Source organism: Pseudoscardovia suis, assembly GCF_002797875.1.
GTDB lineage: Bacteria > Actinomycetota > Actinomycetes > Actinomycetales > Bifidobacteriaceae > Pseudoscardovia > Pseudoscardovia suis.
The window spans coordinates 1-12454 of the sequence record NZ_PGFC01000012.1; the positions used below are offsets into that span (position 1 = coordinate 1).

The window sequence follows — 12454 nt, forward strand, 5'->3', positions numbered from 1 at the left end:
GACCGGACCCAGCCGGCCGCCGCCCCTCGAAGCAGCAAGAGAAGAACATACACCACCCCCCGCAAAAACACAAACCACCCACAAACCCACACCCCGAAAACCCAACAAACAAGCCACCACCCACGGCGTGTCGCACACACCCACAAACCACCCACACAACAACCCAAACAACACACAAAACACACCCACACACACAAAAAACACCCCAACAAACACAAAACCCGCGTGTCGCCAAGCGGAATCCGCCCGCACACTCCCCTTCACCCCACGCACTCCCCCCCATTTGTGCACATTGCCGAAATGCAGCGATGCCTTCGCTTGGATCCCATGCCACGGGATTCCATGCGAAGGCATCGTCTTTATGCTTAGCTACTTCTTTGCGTTCAGCGCCGTCGCGACGTAAAGCAGTCGTCTGCTGAGCCGATCACGCCTCATGCCTGTCAGGATCATCGATCTTGTAGCCAAGACCGCGAACCGTCGTCACATAGCGCGGATGCGAGGGATCGTCCTCCACCTTGGCCCGCACACGCTTGATGTGCACGTCCAACGTCTTGGTATCCCCTACGTAGTCAGCGCCCCACACACGGTCGATGAGCTTGTGGCGCGTCACCACATTGCCTTGGTTGCGCAGCAGGCATTCGAGCACTTCGAATTCCTTGAGCGGGAAGAACACCGGCTCACCATGCACAAGCACCTGGTGCTCTGACACATTCATCTGGATGGGCCCGCACACCATCGGCGCCTCGGTGCGGATCGGCACATCCGCGGAATCCACTTCACGGCGACGCAGCACTGCGCGGATCCGAGCCAGCAATTCCCGATAGGAATATGGCTTCGTCACATAATCATCCGCCCCAATCTCAAGCCCCACGACCTTGTCGATCTCCGAGCTTTTTGCAGTGAGCATGATGATGGGCACCGTGGAATGTTCGCGAATTTTGCGACACACCTGCGTGCCGTCCATCCCGGGCAGCATCAGGTCAAGAAGCACCAGATCAACCTCACTGCGGGCGAACATCGCCAGGCCTTCCTCGCCACTTTCGGCGGCCTGCACGTCATAGCCATCCTTTGTCAGGCGGAAGACCAACGTTTCTCGATACGACGCTTCGTCCTCGATGATGAGAATCCTGGTCATGAGTGCGTATGCTCCTCTATTCGTTATTCGTTCTGTTGGTAACCGCGGCCGGCCTGCCTCATCGGTAACCCAATTGGCAGCCCAGTTGGTGCGTCCAGTTGGCATGTCCAATCGGTCGCTCTATGCAGCGCCGTCAACGGTTTCCATGGTCAAGCGTAAACGCAGCGTGCTGATTCCGCATTCGGCGACACACACCGCAGGCCTTGCATGTCAGCCTCCAGGCGCTTCGAGCAACCGCCCGTCGCTCAACGTATCTCAACGCGCCTCAGCGGCAGCCTCGACAGCCTCGGAATCGCTAATGACCGGCGGGAGCTGAATCGTGAAGGTCGCGCCCTCGGATGGACGGGACCACACGCTTACCGTGCCGCCTGCCTCCTCGACCACGTTTTTCACAATCGCCAGCCCGACGCCGGTGCCTCCGGTATCACGCGAACGACCGCGATCGACCCTATAGAAGCGCTCGAAAATGCGTTTTTGATCAGCGATGGGGATGCCGATGCCGTTGTCAACGACTCGGATGCGAGCGCCACCGTCGTCGCAATCGACTGTTACGCCCACGCGCCCCCTGGTGTTGGAGTAGCGCACAGCGTTTTCGATGAGGTTCTTCACGGCGCTGCGCAGCGCGTCCGCCTGGATGCGGGCGGTCACATGCGGGTCGAGGTTTAGCGACAGCGTGATGGATTTGTTGGCAATCTGCGCTTCAAGCTCATCCGCTGCGGATGTGACCACGTCGCTCACGACGATGGGTTTCAGTGAACCATCCGGCACGATAACCTGCGTTTTCTGCAGTTCTATGAGTTTTGCAATCAGTTCGCTCATGCGTGCGGATTCTTGCGAAATGCGTTCGGAGAAATGCTTGACCGCCTCCGGGTCATCAGCGCAATCCGTGATGGTTTCCGCCATCAGGCTGATGGCGCCTGCCGGGGTTTTGAGCTCATGGGATACGTTCGTCACGAAATCCCGCCGTGTGCGTTCGAACGTCACTTGATCGGTGACATCCAGGAAGGTGACGCTGAACAAGCCGTCTCCCACCGATGCCACGGTCACGGCATACCATGTGTCTCCGTCGTCGGGTGACATGCGGCGCGTGCGGGATGTGCCGGAATCGGACACGACACTGAGCATGCCCAAGATTTCGGGATCGACCAACCGCCCGTCTTCCCAAATGGTGCTGTCGAGATGCCTGCTGGTAAACAATGTGGCTCCGTATGCATCGCATACGACCACTGGGGCTGGCAAGGATTCCAAGAGAGTGTAAACCGCCACGTTGCGTTCGCTATCTTGCATGAACAGCAACTCCATGTCGCTGATTTTGCCGATTCCCGAGTGTCTGTCCGCTTCCCCGTCGCGCAATCCGATGCTGTAACTAGCCATGCCGACGACAACGACAGCGATAATCGCCATGATCACCACAATCGACAATTGAGCTGCCATCGGTAAGAATCCTGCTTTCTCGGTTACTGGACATTGCGTCGGAACCTTGCGCGCAGTGTCACTCCTTCGCCGCAACACACTGCCGCCCGGCAATACCGACCAGTGTAGAACGCACGGCCCCTGCAGCGATTGCCGGAAGCGACTTCTACATTAAGTCTTCAGCGAAAATTCGCCTGCCGTTCAACTAGGGTCGACGCACGGGCGTAGCGTGGCGATATTCCTTGTCGAATTCCAACCACCTCATATCAATTCGCCGTCCATCGGCTGCACGATGAAGCAACGCTGAGACAGCGCATGGCGGAAACCTGATGGTTCGAAATTCGAAGCAACACGGCACACGTATTCCGGCATCAGAACGCGCATTCCCCTGCATAGCGCGCATTCCCCTGCGCAGGACGATGCCAACGCAAACGCAGAAGACGATGCATGAAAAGGAGACCTATGAACACCACGAGCCTGACGCGAGAGGAATCGTATCGCAACGGCCATCTGACGCATCCGGCGTTCGTATCCATCGCACTGCTCGGGCTGATCACGTTCATGGGGAACTTCACTCAGCTGCAGCTTTCCAGCGCACTGCCGCAAATCGTGGCGGATTTCGGCATTCCCACCACCGTGGGTCAGTGGATGACGTCCGTGTTTCAGCTCGTCATGGGCATCATGGTGCCGCTGACGGCGTTCCTGACGAAGCGATTCAGCACCCGGCAGATTGTGATTTCGTCGATGGTGGTGTTCACGCTGGGATCCGCACTCGCCTGGCTCGCCCCCACGTTCCCTCTGGTGCTTTCCGGACGCATCCTCGAAGCAGTGGGTTCGGGAATCATGTGGCCCGTGCTGCAAATTACGATTTTCGCAATTTTCCCCCTAAATCGACGCGGTTTCGCGATGGGCACTCTGGGCATGGCGCTCAGCGTGGCGCCTGCGGTGGGGCCTGTGCTTGGCGGCTGGCAGACGGACCATTTCGGCTGGAGGTCCGTGTTCCTTTTGCTTTTCGTGCTGGGGATTCTGTGCTTGATTGCCGTGGTGCTGTGGCTGCGTAATTTCAACGACGCCGATACAAGCCAGCAGGCGGACTTCTTCTCGGTGGGTCTTTCGATCATCGGCTTCGGCGGCTTGCTCTATGGCTTCACGAATATCGAAAGCTACCCGCTCACTGCGCCTGTATGCTGGGCTCCCATGCTCGTGGGCCTGGTGGGCATCGTGTGGTTTGTTGCTCGGCAGCTGCGCCACGATGCACCGCTGCTCAATCTGCGAGTGCTTGCCAATCGCAACTTTCGCACCGGCACGATCGTCGCTTCATTGTCTTTCTTTGCCTTCAGCTCCATCATCGTGTTCATGCCGATCTACATTCAGGATTTGCGAGGGTATTCCGCGACAATGAACGGCGTCATCTGGCTTCCCGGCGCCATTGGCATGTGCATTGCGCAATTCTGCGGCGGACGTCTGCTCGACCGTTACGGCGCACGCCCCGTGGCGATCTGCGGATCCACCCTGCTGCTGCTTGGCACCTTCGGCATGGCGACACTCACCTTGCATTCGTGGATCTGGCTTGTGTCAATCTACCAATTCACCCGCATGCTGGGCATGGGATGCACCTTGATGCCGGTGACGACGTGGTCGCTCAACTGCCTTGATCCATCGGAGGTATCCGCGGGATCGGCAGTGACGAACACATGCCGTCAGATAGCCGGAGCCATCGGCGCGCCTGTGCTTGTGGTGACGATGGAGACGCTGAGCCGCACGCGCACCCATGCGCTGCAACAATCGATGGATGCCGCGAGCGCCGCTACGCTCGGCTCAATGTTCGGCATTCACTGGACTCTGATCATTTCCACGCTGATCAGCGCCTGCATGGTAGTGGTCGTTATCGCCGGAATCCGCAGCAGCCGGAGCGTTCGGAGCCGCTGAAGCGCCGGGCGCTGCCTGTGCCGGCGGCATGAAGCGGGCACGATCCTGGTATGGCTGGACAGAGTATGGCTGGACAGAGTATGGCTGGGCTGAGCGCAGCTGGACCGGATACGGCTGGGTCGGGTACGGCGCCTGCGGCAGTGACTTGCCCGGGTACGGCGCCTGCGGAAAGGGCTGGCGATACTGCGGGTATGCGCTCCCGCCATACCCAGCCCCCGGATATGGCGAATAGACAGGAGGCGCGGGGTACCCACGGTAAGCAGGGTATCCGCGGTGGAGAGCAGGGTATCCGCCGCAAAAGAACGGCGCCGCAACAAGGGTTTTTCCATCCGCCGTCACGTGCACATGCGCAGCTGCAAGCTTTGCACGCGTACGATCCCAGCGCTGCTGCCTCGTCTGTTCATCAAACTCGCGCTTGTGTGTTTCCTCGACCGGAGCCTTGGAATTGCGCACACGGCAATATATCCACACCAGCAACGCCCACACGATGAGATATAGGGGAATCGAGACACTCAACGCAATGGTGTCGATTCCCAGCCCCACTGCTGAATACAACAGCAGCAACAACCCAGAGTTGGCCAGCGCATGCGCAACCATGCACACCCACAGGCGGCCGGTCATCTCGAAAATCAGGGCTTGGAAGAATGCAAACATCGCAATCACTGGCACGAATGTGATCACTGGGTGCGCAATGGTAAACAACACGATCTGCACGACGTTTGCCAACCATACGTTGATGCTGCGCATGCGGCCATACAAGACCCCACGGTACAAAAGCTCTTCCACAGGCGGTGCAACGGCGACGGCAAGGATGTAGAAGCTCACCTCGTCCTGGTCGAACATCTGCTCCTGATAGTTCCCTTGGGCATCCGCAGGCGCCAATGCGGATAGGCCGGCATACAAGGATTGCGCCGAGAAATACTCCACGAGCATCAACATGCACAGCCCGACCACCAACAGCCATGTCCAACGGGTTTTCGCAGGAGTGGTCGCGCCACGGGTGTGCAGGTAGAACCACACAAGTGCAGGCGCGATAAGCAGGTCAGCGGCGATGGACAGCACCCCATCACCGGCATCCGGCAATGCCACCACGAGCACGACGCTGATGACTTCCCACACAGCGAGCGCGCCCACAGGCACCGCGATGCTCCAAACAGCGGGATGGGCGCGCCGCAAGCGCGATGATGCATCAGATGACGTTTCGCGCTTTGTGGTGCTTACCGTACTCATGCGATTCATGTGCCTCCCTTGCAGGCATGGACGCGTTCGGCAGGATGCCATGGCAGCGGCTGCTCATGGCGACGAATGCTCATGACGCCGTATGCCCATGGCAGCACCCTGCCCGTCTTGCAACAATCCTACGGCACCTGCACAGACCGATGCGGCAACAGGCTCAGAGACAAGCACGGCGACAGACGCGATCCACGCTCAATTTCCACGGATTTTTCACATGCCTCGGCTGTGTCGAACGAACACAGTGGGACAATGGAGGCATGACAACACCTAGCTTTAATCCTCAAGGCTATGGCGACGTGGAAGTGTACGCAGAGCGCATCGACGATGATGCGCCAGCGTCCATCGCTCTCATCGCCGCCGATGACACTGCAGACGCCGGCAACACCACAGGCGCCAGCGAACCGATCGACGCACCGGCTCCCATTGCCACCGCTGATTTCCCGGAGGGCCAGTGGCGCGCCCATCTGACAATTCCGCTACCCGCGGCCAGCGGGCAACAGGACGCGGCGTGCTATGCGTTGCTTGCACACAACGCACGCATCGGCGTAGCGTATCTTTCTGGTCGCGATGACATTCTCGACGCAGGCGTGCGCTGGGTATGGCCGGTCCCCACTGCGGACGATCCGATGACATCGGGCCGCGCATCTGTGCATTTCCAGCCCGTGGCGCGTTGGATGAACGACCCCAACGGCCTGTGTTACTTCCAGGGACGCTATCACGCGTTTTATCAATACAATCCCTTCGGCTGGCAGTGGGACCAGATGCATTGGGGCCATGCCGTAAGCCGCGATCTCATGCATTGGACAGACCTGCCCATTGCCTTTGACCCGCAGCCGCGGTTGTATCAGGACCGGCAGGTGACCGGCGGCGCTTTCTCAGGTTCGGCCATTCCCGTGGATGAGCAGGGAGTGCCCTGCCCCGGCGATGAGGCGAGCGCCCTCGTGGCGTTCTTCACCCGCGACATCACCCGCAAGGACGGCACCGAAAGCGTGCGCGACGAGTGGCAGGTGCGTGCCATCAGCCATGACGGCGTGACCTTCGGTCCGGAACGATGCATCGTAAGCCGTCATGATGGCGATTCCGTGGATGGATTCTCCATCAACTTCCGCGATTCAAAAGTCGAGGCGGTGCTTGATGCCGATGATGCCGTGCGATACAACACGCTGGCGGTGGCGACGAACCTTCCCGTCGACGGCCCCACAGCCCCTCCTGCTGCGGCGATTGCGCTGTTCCGCACCGATGGGCCGTGCGTGACCGGCGATGATTGGCGCTACTGCGGCCCGGGTCTGCTGGATTCCTCGCATCCGGGCACTGCATCGTTGGAATGCCCGGATTATTTCACCCTTGACGGTGTGGATGTGGCGTGTGGTTCCCTCATGTTTTACACGGATCCGCAAGGCCGTTACGAGCCGGTGGGCTGGTACGCAGGGCGTTTTGACGACCACGGGCTCGTGCACCCCGAGCACAAGGGTTACTGCGACTACGGTTCGGCATGGTATGCGTCCCAGACATTCCTGGAACGCAAAGCGGGCAGCGAACGGCGCATCCAGATCGGCTGGATTCCCGATTGGCATGGCATTCGCACCGAGACACCCAATGGTGTCAATGGTGCACTGACGCTGCCGCGCGAGCTCCATATGCGCGATGGGCGCCTTGTGGTGGCGCCGGTCAAGGAAGTCTATGACCTTGCGCTGGGAGATACGCTTGCTGATGGCGAATGCAGCGAGGAGCCCGGTGACATCACCGTTGCCGGCAATGCGTGGTATGCGAAGCTCACTGACTTGGAGGGCAATGTGCGCATGACGATCGCACGGGAGGGCGACCGTGCGATGATCCTCACGCGTACCGACCGCACTGTGCGCATCAGCACCCACGGCGCTCCGACCGACGGCATCGACTTCGACCTGGATGTGCCTGACGCGCACACCATCGAAGTGTTCTATGACCATGGCATCGTGGAAGTGTTTGCGAACGGCAATGCAGCGACGCTGCTGTTTGGCGACGACCGGGCTGATGGCGAAGTCGTCGTGCCTTCCGGCGGACACCTGACGGTTCGCGAGCTGAGGCTGTAACCGGCGCACCATATGACTATGACCGGCGCACAATAATCGTCGCCGCATATCGAAGGCCGGTTGCCCGGAGCATTCCCCTATGCACCAGGCAACCGGCCTTTGTATCAAGACAGCGTATCAGGACAGCGTGTAGGTGTGGGTCACCTTGCTGGCGCCGACGCCGAGCAGGTCGTCGACCTCCACTGTCACATCCGACGAATCCGTAAGCGTGTAAGCCAGCGTCACATCCTGCGTGGCACCCGGCTGCACCTGGTTGAGCTCCGACGTGGGGTCATAACCTTGCGGAGACTCGGTGTAGACGGCGATGTTCAGGCTCACACCATTCTGGAAGACCTTGGGGTTGACCGCAGCGGCGAAGGATGTCGCGGAATCGGAATTGTTCGTCCACTCATATGTGACGATAATCGTGTCTTTCCCTTGGTAATCCGCACTGCTCTTGACCGCCGACACAAGCTTGACATGGTAGTTACCCACATCACCTTCCGTGTCCATGGTGCCGGATGCCGATGAGGCGCTTGCCGTGGCGGAGGACGTGGACTGCGACGAGGCTGCGCTAGATGACGCGGGCTGCGCGGAATCCTTGTTCCCTGCTTTGCTGCCCGAAATGATGCAGATGATGACGATGGCGACGATGAGCCACACCCACCACTTCTTGTACCACGGCTTCTTGGGCTGGGGTTCAGGCTGAGGTTGAGGCGACGGCTGCGGCGCACCGCCCACAGGCTGCGTAAACTGTCCCTGCTGGTATGGCGCACCATTCTGCGGCATGCCGTATGGCTGCGTCGGGGCGCTGCCGCCACCGTACGGAGCATTCGCATCCGCAGGCGTCCACCCGGTTCCCGGCGTCGGTTGATTGCTGGTCATGGTATCCTCCCGTGTTCTGTGTCTCGAGGTTCTCTCATGCCACGTCTGCCATGCACACTGCCGCACATGCACGCTGCCGCGCGATTGGCGCATCAATATGACGCTGACATGGCATCCGATATGACGATTGCCACACTACGGAACTGTTCACGCCACCGACAGTGTCCGACATGCCATCCTTCGATGCACGAAAGGGCAATGGCACTCGCTGCGAGCGCCGCGTATCGTGAACCATATGATGTGGAATCGCATGAACGGGAACTGGGGAGCGCCGCCATCGCAGGTTCCGAATATCTCGGGATCGTCCGATGTGCCAGCAGCGGAACCGAATCCGGGCCACATGGGGACATCCGCCCCCAATGCCCAAGACTTCGGCACCCCTACAAGCACCGGATCGGGCATGAAACCGCGCACCGACTGGATTGATGATGGCGAAGAGCCGGACGGGGCGACGGGATTCACCACCGGCACTGCGGTCACGGTGGCGATCATCGCCGTCTGTATGATAACCGCTCTGTGCCAAACCTCTCTGGCCGGCAATATCACAGGCAACCAGGCGAACGGATTGGAATCGCTGATAATACTGGCTGTGATTCTTACCGGCACCTTTTCACCACTTGTGCTCCTTCGTCGCAATGACGACCCCGATCGCACCTGCATAAAGGCGTCTGTTGTTACCGCGGTGCTGCCAATCGGCCCCCTTCTCGCTGTGGCTGCGCTTGCGAGCCTCATTGCACGGCGCCTCCCGTCGAAAAGAGTGAAGAGCATCGAAGCGGGTGCCGTCGCTTCCCTCATTATCACGTCAGTGCGCGACGCATTACTGCCCGGCAAAGCGTCGTTCGTCAGATACATTCTTGCTGACTCTGTCTCCAGCGCAACGGGAACAGCCGGCGACGACGTGGGCGCCACCATTGCAAACACCGCCACAACCAGCACTTCCATGGCGCTGCTCGCGAACATGGTTTTCTGTGCATTGTGGATTGCCGTCGCGTACCTGGTGGGAAGCAATGAACGCCATCGTGCGCTGGCGCGGGCCTCCGCAAGAGAGAGCGCAATGCAACGTTCCAAAAGCGAACGTCTGCAAACCGCGTTGAACGGACAGCAGTTCGCCGATGCAGTGGCGGCAGAAGCCCATGACACCCTTGCCCATAGCCTGTCTCTGATAGCTTTGAACGCCAACATGCTCAAAATGCAGACTGATGCCTTGCAACAATCTCTCGCCGGAGCCGAAGGTGAAAGCGCCACGCGCCACGCGGAGCCCACCGCGGGTACCTTCGACAGCGACAGCGTTTCTGCTGTCCACGACGCGCACACACCGGAACCCGATAGTGACGATCCCCGCGAGTTGGCCGCCTCCATCGGCATTGCCGCCGAGAACCTCCGCCGCCAGGCCGCCGGCGCGCTCGACGAAGTGCATGGCATCATCTCCATGCTGCGCGATCCGCAGTCACATGCTGATCTGCTCGGCCCCGGCTCCGACACATCACTGACCTATGAATCGCTCAATTCGTTGGTGGACGATGCTCGCAGCTCCGGGATGCCGTTGGATTCGTGGATTGATGTGCGCGATGTGACCGCGGTGGATCCCGCCATCGGCAAACTTGCCTACCGAATCGTCCAAGAAGGGCTCACCAATGCACAACGCCATGCGCCCGGTCAAAGAGTGAGTCTGGCCGTCTCATGCAACCGCGCCCAAGGCATCGTGATTCATTTTTCGAATCCGTGCCTGCCGCAGCAGGATGAGCAGCATATCACGCCCGGACCATCAAACATACTGCACCAGAGCACTCAGCAGGAAGGCTCTCATCCTCAGAGCACTCAGCAGCCGAAGCCAGATGGGGCATCTGGCGGCAACGGCCTGCCTGGGCTCAAGCAACGCGTTGATAACGTCGGCGGAACCATCACATGGTCCGTCGATTGGCGCGCGATCTTCCATCTCGATGCCACGCTGCCGCTCACACCACTGCTCGCCCACTCCGAGAAGCCTCGAAATCCTGGATTCTAGGCTTCTGGAAGCAGGCGATACCCGCTCGAAATCCCTATACACGGCTCCCGACAGTCAGCTTCCTTAACTCTCGGCTGTCTTATGCTCGTTATCATGGGAAACGTGACTGATTCCTCAACCATCCGGCTTCTTATCGCCGACGACGACCCGATGGTCTGCCAAAGCCTCACCCTGCTACTGACCCAGGGATCCCATGGTCTCATCAACGTCGTCGCCACATGCCACAACGGGCAGGAAGCGGTGGAGGCCGCCCGTGACATTCATCCGGATGTAGCGCTTCTTGATCTTGACATGCCGGTTATGGATGGCATTAGCGCTACGCGGGGCATCAAGTCAACTGAGCCCGGCGTCCACGTGCTCATCCTTACCTCGGTCAATCCACGCAACAATGTGGAGCGCGCGATTGAGGAAGGCGCGGAAGGTTTCATCTCGAAAGCGGATGACATCAACGCCATGGTCGGCTACATAACCGAAGCCAATGCTGGGCATCCTCAATTCAGCACTTCCAGCAACCAGCAGCTGCTTGAGGACATGCGCGAAATCAGGCTCTCCACCCGTCAAGACGAAGCCCGGCGCCTTCTCTACACCCTGCCGCAACGTGAGCGCGAAACCGTGGTGTATGCCGCTCAAGGCCTGAGCAACCAGGAGATCGCCCTGCGCATGTGCATCAGCGAACGCACGGTCAAGGCTCATCTAACCGCCGCATGCGACAAACTGTGCATGAACAGGGTGATGCTTGCACGGCTGGTGGAACGAGCAGGACTGTAGACACGCCTTGCGCTCCGCCCAGATCGGGTGCTTCCGCACCAGGACATTGTGCAAGCACGCGTCCCATCGCCTCTTTTTCACTGTGCGTGACGCTCAGATGCCACGTGTATTTGATGGAGACCTGCAAAGCCACATACGGGCATTGGAAGTCGCGCGACGGCGGAAGCCAATGGTCGGCGGACGCGTCGCTTTTCTCTTGGTTCGCCTCACCCTGCACAGCAAGCAGGTTCGCAGGGGCATTCGCATACGCTATTCGGCGGGCCGAATCCCATTGATCGGCGCCGGATATCCATGCATTGCGCAATGCCACCACATGATCGATTTGCACGGCTGCACTCGTGGTCGTGCCCCGGTGGAATCGGATGACGGAACCTGTATAAGGGTCGTCCAAGGTGCCGCTGATCACCGTGCAACCATCTGCGGCAAATGCGACATCATGCAGGTCACGGGCAAGCACATCGTCGCGCACATCGCACCCATTGCTATCATCATCCGTGGAGCGGAAGGCAAAGGAATCCCGATCATAGCCCGAAGCCGAATTCGGTTGCGCCACCGGTAAAGCCCTGAGCCAACGTGCGGCTTGCCCCACGGACGCCGTGCCGCCGGTCAAGACAAGCACTGGCTGACTCACGTGCGGCAGCACAAAGCCGATCACTACTCCCAACGCCGCGCTTGCCGCAACAAGCACAGCGAAGCGCCGCACCGCGCCGTGATGCCGCTGCATCTCAAACGCAATGGCAGTGCGCCGGACGGCATTCGAACGCTTGATACCATTCAATGAATCGTTTTTCATGTGATGCTCTTTCCCGCATCACGTTCCCATTGCCATGCTACCTGAGGTTCAGGGGTGTTCTGCATTTTCGGCTTATCTCCTCACGCGTCGGCGTGTCCTCCACCGATTGCGGTCCCTCAGTCCATCCGCACAGCCCGGTTCTACGGTAGTGCCCGAAAGGTTGCGCACTTTGGATCATGCCCGTCCATGGCGCGATGATCAGTTCGCTTCCTGCAGATTGTCATCGAGCCGGGACATGT

9 protein-coding genes are annotated in these 12454 nt (G+C 59.6%); 4 read left to right on the forward strand and 5 right to left on the reverse strand.

Translation table 11 applies throughout. The annotated features are described in order from the left end of the window. Positions 1-424: 424 nt before the first annotated feature. Positions 425-1135 carry a response regulator transcription factor gene (locus CLV65_RS08470; protein WP_094691546.1) on the reverse strand — a complete coding sequence of 237 codons (711 nt, stop codon included), beginning with the start codon at positions 1133-1135 and terminating at the stop codon, positions 425-427. Positions 1136-1390: 255 nt separating this feature from the next. Further along, positions 1391-2569 (reverse strand): sensor histidine kinase, encoded by a 1179-nt coding sequence (locus CLV65_RS08475; protein WP_094691547.1) that lies wholly within the window; start codon positions 2567-2569, stop codon positions 1391-1393. A gap of 441 nt (positions 2570-3010) precedes the next feature. On the opposite strand from CLV65_RS08475, the gene CLV65_RS08480 reads away from it, so the two are divergent. Then, a complete protein-coding gene (locus CLV65_RS08480; protein WP_244569170.1) occupies positions 3011-4477 on the forward strand; it encodes an MDR family MFS transporter in 1467 nt (488 codons plus the stop codon). Here CLV65_RS08480 and CLV65_RS08485 read toward each other — a convergent pair. After that, on the reverse strand, positions 4367-5716 hold the full coding sequence (locus tag CLV65_RS08485) for a CPBP family intramembrane glutamic endopeptidase (RefSeq protein WP_157847276.1): 1350 nt from the start codon (positions 5714-5716) through the stop codon (positions 4367-4369). The two genes, CLV65_RS08480 and CLV65_RS08485, sit on opposite strands and share 111 nt — an antisense overlap. A 254-nt stretch (positions 5717-5970) precedes the next feature. Here CLV65_RS08485 and CLV65_RS08490 point away from each other — a divergent pair, with 254 nt between their 5' ends. Beyond that, positions 5971-7785 (forward strand): glycoside hydrolase family protein, encoded by a 1815-nt coding sequence (locus tag CLV65_RS08490; protein ID WP_157847277.1) that lies wholly within the window; start codon positions 5971-5973, stop codon positions 7783-7785. 117 nt (positions 7786-7902) lie between these two features. Here the strand turns inward: CLV65_RS08490 and CLV65_RS08495 are convergent, their stop codons facing one another. Continuing rightward, complete coding sequence (locus CLV65_RS08495) at positions 7903-8649, reverse strand: DUF5067 domain-containing protein (protein WP_157847278.1); 747 nt, start codon at positions 8647-8649, stop codon at positions 7903-7905. Positions 8650-8899: 250 nt separating this feature from the next. On the opposite strand from CLV65_RS08495, the gene CLV65_RS08500 reads away from it, so the two are divergent. Together CLV65_RS08500 and CLV65_RS08505 are read left to right on the forward strand one after the other, a co-directional pair. Continuing rightward, the gene (locus CLV65_RS08500) at positions 8900-10654 is read left to right on the forward strand and encodes a sensor histidine kinase (protein WP_094691551.1); all 1755 of its coding nucleotides are present in this window, start codon (positions 8900-8902) and stop codon (positions 10652-10654) included. 93 nt (positions 10655-10747) lie between these two features. Further along, positions 10748-11422, forward strand: a complete 675-nt coding sequence (locus CLV65_RS08505) for a response regulator (RefSeq protein ID WP_094691553.1) — start codon at positions 10748-10750, stop codon at positions 11420-11422. Here CLV65_RS08505 and CLV65_RS08510 read toward each other — a convergent pair. Further along, positions 11337-12146, reverse strand: coding sequence for an HNH endonuclease family protein (locus tag CLV65_RS08510; RefSeq protein WP_094691554.1), 810 nt, complete (start codon positions 12144-12146; stop codon positions 11337-11339). The genes CLV65_RS08505 and CLV65_RS08510 overlap by 86 nt on opposite strands. Between the last annotated feature and the right edge of the window lie 308 nt (positions 12147-12454).